The sequence below is a fragment of the Pseudomonas sp. Ors-4-3C genome (genome assembly GCF_055755035.1).
This window is the reverse complement of sequence record NZ_CM146900.1, coordinates 5,017,221-5,034,731: the sequence shown is the minus strand read 5'-3', so window position 1 is coordinate 5,034,731 and position 17,511 is coordinate 5,017,221. Positions and strand designations below refer to the sequence as shown.

The following is a 17,511-nucleotide window of genomic DNA, read 5'->3' as shown; positions in this document are numbered from 1 at the left end:
AGGTAGCGCCTCGGTATTACGTCTTACTGAGCAGCCGGGGTGATATCACGCATCGGCTTGCCTTTCACCGGCGCATTGCCAGCGACGTAGTACGCTGCGGTGCTGCGCGGCAGCGGTTTGCGGCCACGGATCTTGTCGGCGATTTTCTCGGCCATCATGATCGTCGGCGCGTTCAGGTTGCCGGTGGTGATGATCGGCATGATCGAAGCATCGACCACACGCAGGCTCTGCATGCCGTGCACGCGACCTTCGCCATCCACTACGGCCATCTCGTCGGTGCCCATCTTGCACGAGCAGGACGGGTGGAACGCGGTTTCGGCGTGCTCGCGGATGAACTTGTCCAACTGCTCATCGGTTTGCACTTCGATGCCCGGGCTGATTTCGCGGCCACGGAAGGCGTCCAGTGCCGGCTGTTGCATGATTTCGCGGGTCAGGCGGATGCCGTCACGGAATTCCTGCCAGTCCTGCTCGGTGGCCATGTAGTTGAACAGGATGCTCGGGTGCTGGCGCGGATCCTTGGATTTGACCTGGATGCGTCCACGGCTCGGCGAACGCATGGAACCCATGTGCGCCTGGAAACCGTGCTCTTTTACACCGTTGCTGCCGTTGTAGTTAATCGCCACCGGCAGGAAGTGGTACTGGATGTTCGGCCATTCGAACTCTTCGCGAGTCCGGATGAAACCGCCGGCTTCGAACTGGTTGCTGGCGCCGATACCGGTGCCGTTGAACAGCCACTCGGCACCGATGGCCGGCTGGTTGTACCAGAGCAGCGACGGGTACAGCGAGACCGGTTGGGTGCAAGCGTATTGCAGGTACAGCTCAAGATGGTCCTGCAGGTTTTCACCCACGCCCGGCAGGTCGTGGACGACCGGGATGTCGAGGCTTTCCAGCAGTTTTGCCGGGCCGACACCGGAGCGCTGCAGAATCTGTGGCGAAGCGATGGCGCCGGAGCACAGCAGGACTTCTTTGCGCGCTTTGGCTTCAACGCGCTCTTCCGCCGAACCGACCAGGTAACGCACGCCAACCGCACGCTTGCCTTCGAACAGAATCTTGTCGGTCAGGGCGTGGGTGACGATGGTCAGGGTCGAACGCTTTTTGGCGACGTCGAGGTAGCCACGGGCGGTGGAAGCACGACGGCCGTTCGGCGTCACGGTGCGGTCCATCGGGCCGAAGCCTTCCTGCTGGTAGCCGTTCAAATCTTCGGTGCGCGGGTAACCGGCCTGCACGCCAGCTTCAACCATGGCGTGGAACAGCGGGTTGTTGCCCGCCTTCGGCGTGGTCACGCTGACCGGGCCGTCGCCACCGTGGTAGTCGTTCGGGCCGATGTCGCGGGTTTCCGCTTTACGGAAGTACGGCAGGCAGTCGAGGTAGGTCCAGTCTTCCAGACCTGGCAGTTTCGCCCAGTTGTCATAGTCCATCGCGTTGCCACGGATGTAGCACATGCCGTTGATCAGCGAAGAGCCGCCGAGGCCTTTGCCGCGACCGCATTCCATCCGGCGACCGTCCATGTGTGGCTCTGGATCGGTTTCGTACGCCCAGTTGTAGCGACGACCCTGCAGCGGGAATGCCAGCGCGGCCGGCATTTGTGTGCGGAAGTCGAAACGGTAGTCCGGGCCTCCGGCTTCGAGCAGCAGCACGGTGACGCCTTCGTCTTCAGTCAGACGGGTCGCCAGGGTGTTACCGGCCGAGCCGGCACCGATGATGATGTAATCGAATTCTTGGGACATTGAATGCACCCTCTTTAGATGTGGTCAGGTAGGACCTCGGCGAGTGCTGCGCACTCGAATCGCTGGCAAGCCAGCTCCCACAAGGATTGGGAGCTGCCACAGATTTGATGGACGACTCCAGACCTGTGGGAGCGGGCTTGCCCGCGAAGAGGCCCTCGCAGGCAATACAAGACTCGGGGCTTAGAACACCGAAACGTAATCGCCCAGCTCGACCTGTACCGATTTGATGCGTGTGTAGTTGGTCAGCGAGCTGATGCCGTTTTCACGACCCACGCCCGACTGCTTGTAACCGCCCACCGGCATTTTTGCGTCGGACTCGCCCCAGGCGTTGATCCAGCAGATACCGGCTTCCAGTTGATGAATCACGCGGTGTGCGCGGTTCAGGTCTTTGGTGACGATACCGGCGGCCAGGCCGAAGTCGGTGTCGTTGGCGCGGCGGATCACTTCTTCTTCGGTCTCGTAGGAGAGGATCGCCATCACCGGGCCAAAGATTTCTTCACGGACGATGGTCATCTCGTCGGTGCAATCGGTGAACACGGTCGGCGCGACGAAGGCGCCTTTGGCGAATTCGCCGTCGGTCAGACGCTCGCCGCCGCACAGGACGCGGGCACCTTCTTCTTTACCCTTGGCGATGTAACCCAGCACGCTTTCCATGTGGGCGAAGCTGACCAGTGGGCCGAAGTTGGTGTTTTCGTCTTCCGGGTTGCCGATGCGGATGCGCGCTACGCGCTCGACGATCTTGGCTTCGAAAGCGGCTTTCAGGTGGCTCGGTACGAATACGCGAGTACCGTTGGTGCAAACCTGACCGGAGCTGTAGAAGTTGGCCATCATCGCGGTGTCGGCGGCGCGATCGAGGTCGGCGTCGTCGCAGATGATCAGCGGCGACTTGCCGCCCAGTTCCATGGTCACGTCTTTCAGCGACGAAGCCGAAGCGCTGGCCATGACTTTCTTGCCGGTGTCGGTGCCGCCGGTGAAGGAGACTTTTTCGATGCGCGGGTGCTCGGTCAGCCAGGTGCCGACTTCACGGCCGCTGCCGGTCAGTACGTTGAACACGCCGTTTGGCAGGCCGGCTTCGGTGTAGATCTCGGCCAGTTTCAGGGTGGTCAGCGAGGTGACTTCGCTTGGCTTGAAGATCATCGCGTTACCGGCCGCCAGGGCTGGTGCGGATTTCCACAGCGCGATCTGGATCGGGTAGTTCCACGCGCCGATACCGGCAACCACGCCCAGCGGTTCGCGACGGGTGTAGACGAAGGACGTGTCGCGCAGCGGGATCTGCTCGCCTTCGATCGCCGGCACGAGGCCTGCGTAGTATTCCAGCACGTCGGCGCCGGTGACGATGTCGACGTATTTGGTTTCGGAGTAAGCCTTGCCGGTGTCCAGGGTTTCCAGAGCAGCCAGTTCATCGTTGCGCTCGCGCAGGATGTCGACGGCGCGACGCAGGATGCGCGAACGCTCCATGGCGGTCATCGCAGCCCAGATTTTCTGGCCCTTTTCAGCGCTGACCACAGCGCGCTCGACGTCTTCCTTGGTCGCACGTTGCACTTGGGCGAGGACTTCACCGTTCGCCGGGTTGATGGCTTCGAAGGTGGCATCGCTGCCAGCGTCGGAGTACGCGCCATCGATGTAGAGTTTTTGCAGTTCGAAACGGGCCATAGTGTCCTCGCAAGTGCATTAGTGGTTGGCGTCGACCACCGCGCTGAAACTGCGGTGGCGGTTCAGGTGCCGAGCGTTTTCTGTGTGCTCTGGCTCACCTGCTTGGCCAATTGGAAATCCATGTATTCGTAAGCGATCTGTTGCGCCTGCGCCGTGTCGAAAGCGTCTCCCGACAGCGCGCCGCGCAACCACAAGCCGTCGATCAACGCTGCCAGTCCACGCGCTGCGCTGCGCGCCTCTTCGAGCGGCAACACACGGCGGAACTCGCAGCACAGGTTGGAATACAGACGGTGATCGTTGATCCGCTGCAACCTGTGCAAAGACGGCTGGTGCATGCTGGTGGCCCAGAAGGCCAGCCAGGTTTTCATTGCCGGGCCATTGACCTGGCTGGCGTCGAAGTTGCCTTCGATGATCACCTGCAGATGCGCCCGTGGGCTGCTGTCTGCCAGCGCCTGACGGCGCGCGGTGACGTTCTCGCTGAGGACGTTCATCAGATACCGCATCGTGGCGGCGATCAGGCCGTTCTTGTCCTGAAAGTAATGACTGATGATGCCATTCGAGACACCGGCCAAACGGGCGATCAGCGCAATGCTGGCGTCCCCCATTCCGACCTGATCGACCGCTTGCAACGTGGCTTCGATCAGTTGTTGGCGGCGGATGGGTTGCATACCGACCTTGGGCATCTTGCACATCTCCTTAGGCCTTCCGACGGGCGATAAACGCCTATCGGATTGAGGGCCAGTCTATTTTGTTTTGATTGAACGTTCAATCAACAAAGAATAAGATCTGCGACAAATCGTCGCTGCCTACAGATTTTTTCTGCTTGTAAATGGCGATAAAACGACATCCGAAAATGCTTGAAACCTGCGTGGGGCATGGCGCGGTTCGCTATTCGATGGACGTGTTGAAAGGGCAAGACGCTCGGGGCCAGGTTTCGGATGAACGTCCGCACAGCTTTGGCCACGAAAGCGATTCGCAACGCCATTTCGGCAGGTTCGGGCTTTTTTCGGGGTGTCTTTATATCACCCGCCGGTCGGCTGCCAACTAACCGATTGGTCGGGTTCCGTGTTGCCTTGTGTTCTTCTCTCGCACTGCCTGGAGCATTTGTGCCATGAGTTCTGCCTCTCTTATAAAGACCCCGCCCGAGAAGGTGACGGTCAACGGTTGGGTGTTTTACACCTCTACCGCGTTGATTCTGTTGTTGACCGCCATTCTGATCATCGCCCCGCAAGAGGCCGGCAGATTGTTGGGTATCGCTCAGGCCTGGTTGTCGCGCAGCTTCGGCTGGTACTACATGGTGGTGATCGCCGCCTACCTGGTGTTTGTGGTGGGCCTGGCGTTTTCCTCCTACGGCAAACTCAAACTGGGCAGCAAGGACGACACCCCGGATTTCAGTTACGGCGCCTGGGCGGGGATGCTGTTCTCGTCGGGTATCGGTATTTCGCTGCTGTACTTCGGCGCCTCCGAGCCGCTGGATCACTACTTCAATCCGCCGGAAGGCGCAGCGGCCACCAACCTGGCCGCGCGTCAGGCGGTGCAACTGACTTTCCTGCACTGGGGCCTGCACGGCTGGGCGATCTACGCACTGGTCGGTCTGGCCGTGGCGTACTTCGCTTACCGTCATAACCAGCCATTGGCATTGCGCTCGGCGCTGTATCCACTGGTCGGCGAGCGTTGGGTCAAAGGCGCGGCCGGTCACGCAGTGGACGGCTTCGGCATGTTCGTGACCCTGCTGGGTCTGGTGACCAACCTGGGGATCGGTTCGCTGCAAGTGTCCTCCGGCCTGGAAAACCTGTTCGGCATGGAACACAGCAACACCAACCTGCTGATCGTGATCATCGTGATGAGCACCGTGGCGACCATCGCTGCCGTGTCCGGTGTGGAAAACGGCATCCGTCGTCTGTCCAACCTGAACATCGTGCTGTTCAGCGGTCTGCTGATTTTCGTTCTGCTGTTCGGCCCGACCCTGCACCTGCTCAACGGCTTCGTGCAGAACATCGGCGACTACCTCAACGGCGTGGTGCTGAAAACCTTCGACCTGTACGTCTATGAAGGCGACAGCGCCAAGTCCGACCGCTGGCTGGGCCTGTGGACCCTGTTCTACTGGGCCTGGTGGATTTCCTGGGCGCCATTCGTAGGCATGTTCATCGCGCGTATTTCCCGCGGTCGTACCGTGCGTGAACTGGTGGCCGGCGTGCTGCTGATCCCGCTGGGCTTCACCTTGGCCTGGTTGTCGATCTTCGGTAACTCGGCGCTGGATCTGGTGATGAACCAGGGGGCGGTGGAACTCGGCAAGACGGCGCTGGAACAGCCGTCGATGGCGATCTACCAGTTGCTGGAACACTACCCGGCGTCGAAAGTCGTCATCGGTGTGTCGATCTTCGTCGGTTTCGTGCTGTTCCTGACCCCGGCCGACTCCGGCGCGGTGATGATGGCGAATCTGTCCTGCAAGGGCGGCAACGTTGATGAAGATGCGCCGCACTGGCTGCGGATCTTCTGGTCGGTGGTGATCACGCTGGTGACCATCGGTCTGCTGTTCGCCGGTAACTTCGAAGCCATGCAAACCATGGTGGTGCTGGCCGGTCTGCCGTTCTCGGTGGTGCTGGTGTTCTTCATGTTCGGCCTGCACAAGGCGATGCGTCAGGACGTGCAGATCGAACAGGAGCAGGCGCAACTGGCCGAGCGCGGGCGTCGTGGCTTCAGCGAGCGTCTGACGCAGCTGGACCTGCAACCGAGCCAATCGGTGGTGCAGCGTTTCATGGACAAGCAGGTCAGCCCGGCGCTGGAAGACGCTGCCGCACAAATGCGTGCGCAGGGTCTGGAAGTGCAGACGCTGCTGGGCAAATCCAAGCGCTGCATGGGCGTGCGCGTCGAGATGGAAGAGGGCAACCCTTTCGTCTACGAAGTGAGCCTGGACGGTTATCTGGCGACCCCGACCGAATCGGCCCAGTCCGATGAAGCGCGCCAGCGTTACTACCGCGCCGAGGTGTACCTGCACAACGGCAGCCAGGATTACGACCTGATGGGCTTCACGCAGGATCAGATCACACGCGATGTGCTCGATCAGTTTGAAAGCCATCGGCAGCTCCTTGGCCGGGTGTATAGCTAAACCTTGAGTGAATGCGGCAAAGCTGTTGTGGCGAGGGAGCTTGCTCCCGCTGGGTTGCGAAGCGACCCCAAGAATTTGTGAGTGCTGCGCACTCAAGCGGGAGCAAGCTCCCTCGCCACAGTTGTCCGTGTTTCAGGTCAAATTTCTGTACAAACAAAAACGCCGCGATCCTCTCGCGGCGTTTTTGTGTCTGCGGGGTTCTTACCCCAGGTTCTTGCCCAGCAGCGCGTGATACAGCTCGCTGTCGCCAAGAATCCCCACCACATGGTTGTTGTCGTGCAGCACCAGTTTGTTGCCGGTCTGATAACGAATCTGCAACGCATCGCGCATGCCGATATTCGAATCCACCAGTGTCGGCTTGCGCTCCAGCGCTTCCACCGCTTGCCCCGGTGCCCAGTTCTGCAGGTTCAGCACCGAACCGTTCTGCCGCGCGCCTTTGATGGTGTTGCCTTCGGCCAGATCCAGCCACGAATCGCCACCCGGGTCGAGGCACACCGAACCGTTGATGCGTTTGCAGTTGTCCAGCGTGCGCATCAGGCTGCGGCCACACAGGACGTTGAGCGGATTGGTGTGGGCCACGAAGGTGCGTACATAGTCATCCGCCGGATTGAGCACGATCTCTTCCGGCACGCTGTACTGGATGATCCGGCCGTCCTTCATGATCGCGATGCGGCTGCCCAGTTTGAGCGCCTCGTCGAGGTCGTGACTGACAAACACGATGGTCTTGCTCAGCTTGCGTTGCAGCTCCAGCAGTTCGTCCTGCAGGCCCTGACGGATCAGCGGGTCGAGTGCCGAGAACGGTTCGTCCATCAGCAGAATATCGGCGTCCATCGCCAGCGCCCGGGCCAGGCCGACACGCTGCTGCATGCCGCCGGAGAGTTCATCGGGCTTCTTGTTGCGCCATTGGGTCAGGCCGACCAGTTCGAGCTTGTCGTCGACCAGCTTGCGCCGTTCCTTTTCCGGTCGGCCCTGCATTTCCAGACCGAAGCTGATGTTCTCGCGCACGGTCAGCCACGGCATCAGAGCGAACTTCTGGAACACCATGGCGATGCGTTTGGTGCGCATCATCTTCAGTTCGGCCGGGGTGCAGGAGGCGATGTCGATCTGCTTGCCTTCGTGCTCGAGGAACAGCTTGCCGCGACTCACGGTGTTGAGGCCGTTGATGCAGCGCAGCAGGCTCGACTTGCCGGAGCCGGACAGGCCCATCAGCACGCAGATCTCGCCCTTGTTGATATCCAGCGTGGCTTTTTCCACGCCGACGATCTGTCCGGTCTTTTTCAGGATCTCGTTACGCGTCATGCCCTGATCCAGCAGCTTGAGCGCCTCGCGTGGATCCTTGGAGAAGATTACGTCGACGTCTTCGAAGCGAATTATGCTCATGCGTCACCCCCTACTTTGGCGTCGGGTTGTTTGCAGATACGGTCGAGCATGATCGCCAGCAGTACGATCGCCAGGCCTGCTTCGAAGCCCAGGGCGATATCAGCAGTGTTCAGTGCGTTGACCACCGGTTTGCCGAGTCCGTCGGCGCCCACCAGTGCCGCGATCACCACCATCGACAACGACAGCATGATGCACTGGGTGATGCCGGCAGCGATGCTCGGCATGGCGTGAGGCAGTTCTATCCGTGAGAGCAATTGGCGACGCGAGCAGCCGAAGGCCTTGCCGGCGTCCATCAGTTCTTGCGGGACATCGCGGATGCCCAGGTAGGTCAGGCGGATCGGCGCAGCGATGGCGAACACCACCGTGGAGATCAGGCCCGGCACCACACCCAGCCCGAAGAGGGTCAGGGTAGGAATGAGGTAAACGAAGGTCGGTACGGTCTGCATCAGATCGAGTACCGGACGCATTAGTGTGTAGAACATCGGTTTGTGCGCGGCGACGATGCCCAACGGCACGCCGATGACCACGCAGACCAGGGTCGCGAACATGACCTGGGCGAGGGTTTCCATGGTTTCCTGCCAGTACCCCAGGTTGAGGATCAGCAGGAACGAGGCAATCACAAAAACAGTCAGCCCCCATTTGCGCTGGATGAAATGTGCGAGCAGGGCAATGAGGCCGATCAACACAAAAGGATTGAACCAGGTCAGCGCAAACGTCACGCCGTGGATCATCGTTTCCAGTGTCACGGCGATTGCGTCGAAGGTGCTGGCGCCGTGTTGCGTCAACCATTCAACGAAGCCCGCGATGTACTGGCCTAAAGGGATTTTCTGATCAATCAGCATGGTAGTGAACGTCCGCATGCAAGGAATAAACAGCCCGGGCGAGCGAACTCGCCCGGCGTAAGGCAATTACTGTGCGAGCTTGGCTTTCACGGCCTCCAGGCCTGGTTTACCGTCAATGGTGGTCACGCCAGCGAGCCAGGTATCGAGCACCTGTGGATTCTTTTTCAGCCAGGCCTTGGCGGCCGCGTCAGGCTTCATCTTGTCGTCGAGGATGTTGCCCATCAGTTCGCTTTCCATGTCGACGGTGAACTCCAGGTTTTTCAGCAGCTGACCGACGTTGCTGCATTCGGTGCTGTAGCCCTTGCGAGTGTTGGTCGCCACGGTGGCAGCACCGAAATCGGGGCCGAAAAAGTCATCGCCGCCGGTCAGGTATTGAATCTTGAAGCGCTTGTTCATCGGGTGCGGCGCCCAGCCGAGGAAGACCACGGCGGTGTCGCGTTTCTGTGCGCGGTCGACCTGCGAGAGCATGCCCGCTTCGGACGACTCGACGACCTTGAAGCCGGCGGTTTTCAAACCGAAGGCGTCTTTGTCGATCATGCTCTGGATCAGGCGGTTGCCGTCGTTGCCAGGCTCGATGCCGTAGATCTTGCCGTCGAGTTCCTTCTTGAATTTGGCGATGTCGGCGAAGTCATGCAGGCCCTTGTCATACAAGGCTTGCGGTACGGCGAGGGTGTACTTGGCGCCCTTGAGGTTGGTGCGCACGGTTTCCACGGTGCCGGCGTCACGGTAGGCCTTGATGTCGTTTTCCATGGTCGGCATCCAGTTACCGAGGAACACGTCCATGTTCTTGCCGTCGGCCAGCGACTTGTAGGTCACGGGCACGGAAATCATGGTGGTCTTGGTCTTGTAGCCGAGCGCATCGAGCACCACCGAGGTGGTGGCGGTGGTGGCGGTGATGTCGGTCCAGCCGACATCGGAGAAGTTCACGGTACTGCACTGAGCGGGTTCTGCAGCTTGAGCCAGTAACGGCAGACTCAGCATGGCGGCCAACAACAACGACGGGGAACCTTTCATGGATGGACTCCTTGGTGTTTTTTTTGGCAGTGTTCCGACTGGACCACCGCACTTATAGGTTGCGGTTGGATGGCGTTCTGGAGACAGCTCTACCACGGCGCCTTGCAATCGAGTCATAACGATCATGTACCAGTGAAAATCTGACGCCTACAGGGTGGGTCGTATCCAGTACAGGGATGGTCGCATCCAGTGTCAGTGACGTCGTTTACAGCTTTTTTCTGCCCCGTCTGGCCATCTGAACCGCATAAAAACGGCGAAAACACGGGAGAAAACCGGCACGGCGTTGGTGGGCATGAGTGCGTCGGTGTCAGACGCCGAGCGACCCGGCAAAAGCCTGATGATGCGGGCATTCCGGCGGATCGCAGCTTGAGCGTAGCAGCTCCGCCAGCGGGCGCTTAATGCCCGGGAACGGCATCCTCAGGAGCTCTGCAGCAATGGCTATCAGCGTTTTCGACCTGTTCAAGATCGGCATTGGCCCGTCCAGTTCTCACACCGTCGGGCCGATGCGCGCCGCCGCCCTGTTTGTCGAGTCGTTGCGCGACAAATTCCTGCTGGAGCAGGTACGGCGTATAGAGGTGCAACTGTTCGGTTCGCTGTCGGCCACCGGTATCGGGCACGGCAGCGACAACGCAGTGATCATGGGCCTGATGGGCGAGTGGCCGGACGCAATCGACCCCTCGCAGATCGGCCCGCGGATTCAGGCGCTGCGCGAAACCCACACACTTCTGCTGGATGGGCGCTTGTCGGTGCCGTTTGTCTGGGCCCGCGACATGCGTCTGATCGACGAGAACCTGCCGTTCCACCCCAACGCCATGACCCTGATTGCCGAAGGCGATCACGGCGAGATTCATCGTGACACCTACTATTCGGTCGGTGGCGGTTTTGTCGTGGATCAAGCGCAGGCATCCAGCGGCGTGGTCGATCTGGATCGCACCGAATTGCCTTATGACTTTTCCAGCGCGGTGGAGCTGCTGGAGCTGTGCAAGCAGAACAATCTGCGCGTCGCCGAATTGATGATGGCCAACGAAAAGGTCTGGCGCAGCGAAGAGGAAATCCGTGCCGGGCTGATGAAGTTGTGGCGGGCGATGCAGGATTGCGTCGAGCAGGGCCTCAAGCACGAAGGCATTCTTCCTGGCGGTTTGAATGTGCGGCGGCGCGCGGCCAAGCTGCATCGCAGCCTGCAGGAATTGAACAAACCCAACGTGATCGGCTCGACCCTCAGTGCCATGGAGTGGGTCAACCTGTTTGCCCTCGCGGTCAACGAAGAAAACGCGGCGGGTGGGCGCATGGTCACCGCACCGACCAATGGCGCGGCGGGGATTATCCCGGCGGTGTTGCACTACTTCATGAAGTTCAGCGAAGCGGTCACCGACGCCAACGTGGTCGACTACTTTCTGGGGGCGGCGGCGGTGGGCATTCTGTGCAAGAAGAACGCTTCGATCTCCGGTGCCGAAGTCGGCTGCCAGGGCGAGGTCGGTTCGGCCTGCGCGATGGCGGCGGCGGGACTGGCGGAGATTCTCGGCGCGACGCCGGAGCAATTGTGCAACGCGGCGGAAATCGGCCTGGAACATAACCTTGGTCTGACCTGCGATCCGGTCGGCGGCCTGGTGCAGGTGCCGTGCATCGAGCGCAACGCGATTGCCGCGGTGAAGGCGATCAACGCGGCGCAGATGGCCTTGCGTGGCGATGGTCAGCACTTCATTTCGCTGGACCGGGTGATCCGCACCATGCGCGATACCGGCGCGGATATGCATGACAAATATAAAGAGACGTCACGTGGTGGGTTGGCGGTCAGTGCGGTTGAGTGCTGAATCAGCAATACCGAGTGGAATTCTTCGCGAGCAAGCCCGCTCCCACAGTGGATCTACAGTGAACACAGAATTTGTGAACACCCGCTTCCAATGTGGGAGCGGGCTTGCTCGCGAAGGGGCCAGACCAGTCAAAACTGCTCACCAAGTGCACACGCTAATCAAATCGCGCCACCTTTTGGCGCGTCGCAATCAGATAAGAGTGTTTCCCACCCACAGTGCGCCATTCGCACCCCCTACCGTCCGTCACCCGTGCTTGCGGTGACACTCTGAAACAACCACGCGCAAGCCTGTTCCCACAAGTGCTACCGATCTGCTCACAGGCAGCGGGGCAGGGCTTTCACCGCCGCTGATGGCACTTCGAAATACCTTTCGTCGGACGTCTTGAATAGACACGTCGCGACGTCGTTTTCAGGAGTTATTGAACAGCCATTCAATTTTAGGCATGGCAATTGCTCTGTCATAACAAAGCCCGTCTCCCACGCGAGAACGCCGGCAATAACAAGAGCCTCCGCCTGAGGCCATCACCCGCTTTGTGTGAGGAGATACCGCGATGACGTCGTTCAACTCCGGGGCCCAACCCCAGAACCGTGCGCCTCAATCCATCGGCTTTCTGCTGCTGGACAATTTCACGCTGATTTCTCTGGCCTCTGCGGTTGAACCGCTACGCATGGCCAACCAATTGTCCGGTCGTGAGCTGTATCGCTGGAGCACCCTGACGGTCGATGGCGGCCAGGTGTGGGCCAGTGACGGTCTGCAAATCACCCCCGATGCCTCCATGCACAAAGCCCCGCCCCTGGACACCGTGATCGTCTGCGGCGGCATTGGCATTCAACGTACCGTGACCCGTGAACACGTGTCCTGGTTGCAGAGCCAGGCCCGTCAATCGAAACGTCTCGGCGCCGTCTGCACCGGCAGCTGGGCTTTGGCTTGCGCCGGTCTGCTCGACGGTTTCGATTGCAGCGTGCACTGGGAATGTCTGGCGGCGATGCAGGAAGCTTTCCCCCGCGTGGCGATGAGCACTCGTCTGTTCACCCTCGACCGTAACCGTTTCACCAGCTCCGGCGGCACCGCGCCGCTGGACATGATGCTGCACCTGATCAGCCGCGATCATGGTCGCGAACTGTCTGCCGCGATCTCGGAAATGTTCGTCTACGAGCGTATCCGCAACGAGCAGGATCACCAGCGCGTGCCGCTCAAGCACATGCTCGGCACCAACCAGCCGAAGCTGCAGGAAATCGTCGCGCTGATGGAAGCCAACCTGGAAGAGCCGATCGACCTCGACGAACTGGCGGTGTACGTCGCCGTGTCGCGTCGACAGCTGGAGCGCCTGTTCCAGAAATACCTGCACTGCTCGCCGTCGCGCTACTACCTCAAGCTGCGCCTGATTCGTGCGCGGCAGTTGCTGAAGCAGACGCCGATGTCGATCATCGAAGTGGCGTCGGTGTGTGGTTTCGTCTCGACCCCGCACTTCTCCAAGTGCTACCGCGAATACTTCGGCATTCCACCGCGTGACGAACGCGTAGGCTCTAACACCACCCAGCAAGTGGCGATGCTGCCACTGCCGCAGGCAATCGTGATGTCGCCGCTGTCGGGGCCGCTGTCGGCGTTGAGTCAGGCGCGTAATGAGTCGACGTTTGCCAGCGTAAGGTTGTAGACCGGAAAGTTTTTGTGGCGAGGGAGCTTGCTCCCGCTCGAGCGCGAAGCGCTCGTAAAACCTGCGAATGCGATTTATCTGGAACAGTGCATCTGCCGGTTTGGGGCCGCTTCGCGGCCCAGCGGGAGCAAGCTCCCTCGCCACAGTTGTTCGTCAGGCGCTGTGGGTCTGTTGGTATTGCGCCAATGCCGGCAACAACTGCTTGTCGATCGCCTGACGCACCGCTGGCTGGATACTGGCGCCGCTGGTGTACATGTCCTTGACCATCTTGCGCAGTTCAAACGCGCGAACATTATCCAGACCGCGCACCGCGCACTCACAGGCCTGCTCGGCGGTTGAGCCGCTCGGCACCTGAAACCCCAATGCCTTGAGCTGGCCCAACAGGTCTTCCTGATCGATCAAATCGGCGTACATCATGGCGCGCATCCTTCTTCGGTAACGGAGGTCGTGGCTCGATTCTGGTAGGCACGGGAAGTGACGGCAAGGGCGATTTGTCGCAGTGGCTGCGACGGCTATGAACAGGTCGTTTTCGGCTAACTGACCGCCCAGGGGAGTGGGCACACTGGCCTCAGCTCGCTACACGACGGTTTGGTCACCCTCGACTGGCAGCTCCTCAACAGTACTCTCTGCCCCGATCCTGTCACGGCTTGTATCGGGGCTTTTTTTGCGTGCCGCATGCTTACCGTGCCGGTGGCAAAGCGATGATGCGACCGACGTAGGCGGGGGCGGGTAGATCGGACTGCTCGGCGATCATGGCTTGCAGGCGGCTAAGGGTGTCCACAGTGAATGGTGCCGAGCGCGGGCCGGCGAGGTCGACGTGCAGCAGCATCTGCTCGTTGCCGGCCAGTTCCTTGTCGTCGCCGGGAAGGTGCAGGCTGTGATAGAGGTGCAGGCGTTTGCTGTCGTGACCGATGATCTGCGTGCGCACTTCGACCTCGGCGTCGAGCTTCACTTCGTGCAGATAATTGAGGTGCAGTTCGAGGGTGAACAGCGAATGACCGCTGGCTTCGCGGTTGTTGCTGTCCATGCCGAGACGGTCCATCAGGGCATCGGTGGCGTAGCTGAAAATCAGCAGGTAGAAGGCATCGCGCAGGTGGCCGTTGTAGTCGACCCAGTCGGGGATGATGCGGGTTTGGTAGGTGGTGAGGCTGGGCATGGTGTCAGATCCAACATTGATGGTGGCTGGGCTGCCGTCTTCGCGAGCAAGCCCGCTCCCACAGGTGAGCGCATTTCAATGTGGGAGCGGGCTTGCTCGCGAAGGGGCCGGAACTGCTGAGCAAGGATTACTCGCTGAAACTCATTCCATGCTTCTCCTTGGTGGTTTTCACCGCCTCCAGCACCGCCAGCAGGCAATCATCACGATAGCGCTCCAGCGCCGAAATGCTGTGGCGGCCGAGCTGGTCGCTGGTGCCATCGACCACATCGTCAATCAACTTGTCGGTCAGTTCCGGTGCCGGCAGATAGGTCCACGGCAACTGCAACGCCGGGCCGAACTGCGACATGAAGTGACGCATTCCGGCATCGCCACCGGCAAGGGTGTAGGTCAGGAAAGTGCCCATGAATGACCAGCGCAGCCCGGCGCCAAAACGGATCGCGTCGTCGATCTCGCCAGTCGTCGCTACGCCGTCGTTGACCAGGTGCAGCGCCTCACGCCACAGCGCTTCGAGCAGACGGTCAGCGATGAATCCCGGTACTTCCTTGCGCACATGCAGCGGACGCATGCCGAGGGATTCGTAGACTTTCATTGCCGCTTGCACCGCTTCTGGTGCGGTGTGCTTGCCACCGACCACTTCCACCAGCGGCAACAGGTAAACCGGGTTGAACGGATGGCCGACCACGCAGCGTTCCGGGTGGGTCGAGCTCTCGTAGAACTCGCTCGGCAACAGGCCCGAGGTGCTGGAGCCGATCAGCGCATTGGGCTTGGCCGCTGCGCTGATTTTGTTGTGCAGTTGCAGTTTCAGTTCAAGGCGTTCCGGGGCGCTTTCCTGAATGAAATCCGCGTCGCGCACGCACTCCTCGATGGTCGCGACAAAGCGCAAGCGATCCTGCGAGGCGCCGGGCGCCAGACCGTTTTTCTCCAGCGCGCCCCAGGCATTCGCCACACGTTTGCGCAGCGCGGCTTCAGCGCCAGGCGCCGGGTCCCAGGCCACCACGTCGAGGCCATGGGCGAGGGCGCGCGCGACCCAGCCGCTGCCGATGACACCGCTGCCAAGGGCGGCGAAGGTTTTGATGTCGGTGATAAAGCTCATGGTGATTTCCTGAATTTGGCACAAAAAACTGTGGGAGCGGGCTTGCTCGCGAAGAGGCCGGTACATCCGACGCATCTTTATGGGCAGAGCCACCGCCTTCGCGAGCAAGCCCGCTCCCACAGGGGGGAAATGAGTGATGATTTAGCCGCGCTGGGTCAGGCCCATCTTCTTGCGGCCCTCAGCCGGGGTCAGCACGCGGGCGCCGAGGCGGCTGAGGATCTCGCTGGCGCGTTCGACCAGTTGGCCATTGGTTGCCAGCACGCCCTTGTCCAGCCACAGGTTGTCCTCCAGCCCGACCCGCACGTTGCCGCCGAGCAGTACCGCTTGCGCGGCCATCGGCATCTGCATCCGGCCAATGCCGAACCCGGCCCAGACCGCATCGGCCGGCAGGTTGTCGACCATGGCTTTCATGGTGGTGGTGTCAGCCGGCGCGCCCCACGGGATGCCCAGGCACAGTTGGAACAACGGGTTGTCGAGCAAACCTTCCTTGATCAGCTGCTTGGCGAACCACAGGTGACCAGTGTCGAAAATCTCCAGCTCGGCCTTCACCCCCAGCTCGGTAATGCGTCTGGCGCCAGCGCGCAGTTGCGCCGGGGTCGAGACGTAAATGGTGTCGCCGTCGCCGAAGTTCAGCGTGCCGCAATCAAGGGTGCAGATTTCCGGCAGCAGCTCTTCGACGTGGGCCAGGCGGGTCAGCGGGCCGACCAGATCAGTGTTCGGGCCGAACTCCATTGGGTACTCGCCGGCACCGATTTCCAGGTCGCCGCCCATGCCGGCGGTGAGGTTGACGATGATGTCGACGTCAGCCTCACGGATGCGCTCCATCACTTCGCGGTATAGCGCCACGTCGCGGCTGAACTTGCCGGTCTGCGGGTCGCGCACATGGCAGTGCACAACCGTGGCACCGGCCTTGGCGGCTTCCACGGCGGCGGCAGCGATCTGTTTCGGGGTGACCGGCACATGCGGGCTCTTGGCGGTCGTGTCGCCAGCACCGGTGAGTGCGCAGGTGATGATGACGTCGTGGTTCATGGTGCGGTTTCCTTCAGGCGTGATGGGTCTGTTCGCAGCCCTTTTTCAGGCTGCGAAGGGTTGATTCGGGGTGCGTTATTGGCTGGTCAGTTGCAGGTTGTCAGCCGCCGGTTTGCCGTCGAAGGTGGTCACACCGTCGAGCCAGCGCTGCTTGTCTTCGGGGTGGTCCTTGAGCCATTGCCTGGCCGATTCGAAGGCGTCTTTGTGATCGAGCAGCGGCTGCATCATCCGGCTCTCTTCTTCGGCGGTGAACGTCAGGTTGCTCAGCAGACGACCGACGTTCGGGCATTGCTCGGCGTATTTCGGCGCGGTGACGGTCCACACCGTGGCCATGCCTTCGTTCGGGCCGAGGGCGTCGTCGCTGCCGGTGAGGTAAGTCATTTTCACGTTGACGTTCATCGGGTGCGGCGCCCAGCCGAAAAACACCACGGCCTCCTTGCGGCGTACGGCGCGGTCGACGGCGGCGAGCATCCCGGCTTCGCTGGACTCGACCAGCTGGAACTTGCCGAGGCCGAACTGGTTTTTGGCGATCATTGCCTTGATCTGCGTGTTGGCGCCCGAGCCCGGTTCAATGCCGTAGATCTTGCCGCCCAGTTCCTTCTCGAATCTGGCGATGTCGGCGAAGGTTTTCAGGCCCTTGTCGGCCAGATAAGTCGGCACGGCGAGGGTCGCGCGGGCGTCCTTCAGGCTCGGTGCTTCAAGGACTTTGACCTGGTTGGCGTCGACGAACGGGGTGATGGTCTGGGTCATCAGCGGGTTCCAGTAGCCGAGGAACAGGTCCAGACGCTGATCGCGAATCCCGGCGAAGATGATTTGCTGGGAGGCGCTGGTTTGTTTGGTGTTGTAGCCGAGGCCATCGAGCAGCACCTGGGTCATGGCACTGGTGGCGATCACGTCGGTCCAGTTGACCACGCCCATGCGCACGTTCTGGCACGACGCGGGTTCGGCTGCCATGACGCTGGCGCTGAAGAAAGCGGTACCGCTGAGTGCAAGAACGCAGCTGCTGATCAGTCGTTTCATGTCGGGTTCCTCGGCAGGTCGTT

At 60.9% G+C, this 17,511-nt stretch carries 14 protein-coding genes; 3 read left to right on the top strand and 11 right to left on the bottom strand.

Translation table 11 applies throughout. The annotated features are described in order from the left end of the window. Nucleotides 1-23 precede the first annotated feature (23 nt). The 3 genes from betA to betI form a co-directional block, all read right to left on the bottom strand. Nucleotides 24-1,727, bottom strand: a complete 1,704-nt coding sequence (betA, locus tag ACVHNU_RS22775; RefSeq protein WP_262141324.1) for a choline dehydrogenase — start codon at nt 1,725-1,727, stop codon at nt 24-26. 180 nt (nt 1,728-1,907) lie between these two features. Further along, the gene (gene betB, locus ACVHNU_RS22770) at nt 1,908-3,380 is read right to left on the bottom strand and encodes a betaine-aldehyde dehydrogenase (RefSeq protein ID WP_003228997.1); all 1,473 of its coding nucleotides are present in this window, start codon (nt 3,378-3,380) and stop codon (nt 1,908-1,910) included. Nucleotides 3,381-3,442: 62 nt separating this feature from the next. Beyond that, nucleotides 3,443-4,063, bottom strand: coding sequence for a transcriptional regulator BetI (betI, locus tag ACVHNU_RS22765; protein ID WP_003228996.1), 621 nt, complete (start codon nt 4,061-4,063; stop codon nt 3,443-3,445). Nucleotides 4,064-4,491: 428 nt separating this feature from the next. Between betI and betT the strand changes: the two genes are divergently transcribed. Next, nucleotides 4,492-6,489, top strand: coding sequence for a choline BCCT transporter BetT (gene betT, locus ACVHNU_RS22760; protein WP_210556465.1), 1,998 nt, complete (start codon nt 4,492-4,494; stop codon nt 6,487-6,489). A gap of 201 nt (nt 6,490-6,690) precedes the next feature. On the opposite strand, the gene choV is transcribed toward betT, so the two are convergent. The 3 genes from choV to ACVHNU_RS22745 form a co-directional block, all read right to left on the bottom strand. Continuing rightward, complete coding sequence (gene choV, locus ACVHNU_RS22755; protein WP_473018345.1) at nt 6,691-7,869, bottom strand: choline ABC transporter ATP-binding protein; 1,179 nt, start codon at nt 7,867-7,869, stop codon at nt 6,691-6,693. Beyond that, nucleotides 7,866-8,711, bottom strand: a complete 846-nt coding sequence (gene choW / locus ACVHNU_RS22750; protein WP_007962645.1) for a choline ABC transporter permease subunit — start codon at nt 8,709-8,711, stop codon at nt 7,866-7,868. The genes choV and choW overlap by 4 nt, the downstream gene beginning before the upstream one ends. A gap of 66 nt (nt 8,712-8,777) precedes the next feature. After that, entirely contained in the window at nt 8,778-9,725 is a 948-nt protein-coding gene (locus ACVHNU_RS22745) for a choline ABC transporter substrate-binding protein (protein WP_003228992.1), read from the bottom strand. Between the two features lie 434 nt (nt 9,726-10,159). Between ACVHNU_RS22745 and ACVHNU_RS22740 the strand changes: the two genes are divergently transcribed. Both ACVHNU_RS22740 and gbdR read left to right on the top strand, forming a co-directional pair. After that, nucleotides 10,160-11,536, top strand: coding sequence for an L-serine ammonia-lyase (locus ACVHNU_RS22740; protein ID WP_003228991.1), 1,377 nt, complete (start codon nt 10,160-10,162; stop codon nt 11,534-11,536). 550 nt (nt 11,537-12,086) lie between these two features. After that, entirely contained in the window at nt 12,087-13,190 is a 1,104-nt protein-coding gene (gene gbdR, locus ACVHNU_RS22735) for a choline metabolism transcriptional regulator GbdR (RefSeq protein WP_201136384.1), read from the top strand. A gap of 153 nt (nt 13,191-13,343) precedes the next feature. Here the strand turns inward: gbdR and ACVHNU_RS22730 are convergent, their stop codons facing one another. From ACVHNU_RS22730 to ACVHNU_RS22710, 5 genes are all read right to left on the bottom strand, one after another. Continuing rightward, complete coding sequence (locus tag ACVHNU_RS22730) at nt 13,344-13,607, bottom strand: hypothetical protein (protein ID WP_103304375.1); 264 nt, start codon at nt 13,605-13,607, stop codon at nt 13,344-13,346. A 262-nt stretch (nt 13,608-13,869) separates the two neighbouring features. After that, complete coding sequence (locus tag ACVHNU_RS22725; protein ID WP_473018344.1) at nt 13,870-14,346, bottom strand: thioesterase family protein; 477 nt, start codon at nt 14,344-14,346, stop codon at nt 13,870-13,872. 127 nt (nt 14,347-14,473) lie between these two features. Beyond that, entirely contained in the window at nt 14,474-15,439 is a 966-nt protein-coding gene (locus ACVHNU_RS22720; RefSeq protein WP_473018343.1) for an L-carnitine dehydrogenase, read from the bottom strand. A gap of 141 nt (nt 15,440-15,580) precedes the next feature. Then, nucleotides 15,581-16,468 carry a 3-dehydrocarnitine:acetyl-CoA trimethylamine transferase CdhC gene (gene cdhC, locus ACVHNU_RS22715; RefSeq protein WP_473018342.1) on the bottom strand — a complete coding sequence of 296 codons (888 nt, stop codon included), beginning with the start codon at nt 16,466-16,468 and terminating at the stop codon, nt 15,581-15,583. A gap of 75 nt (nt 16,469-16,543) precedes the next feature. After that, nucleotides 16,544-17,488, bottom strand: a complete 945-nt coding sequence (locus ACVHNU_RS22710; protein ID WP_103484866.1) for a choline ABC transporter substrate-binding protein — start codon at nt 17,486-17,488, stop codon at nt 16,544-16,546. Nucleotides 17,489-17,511 lie beyond the last annotated feature (23 nt).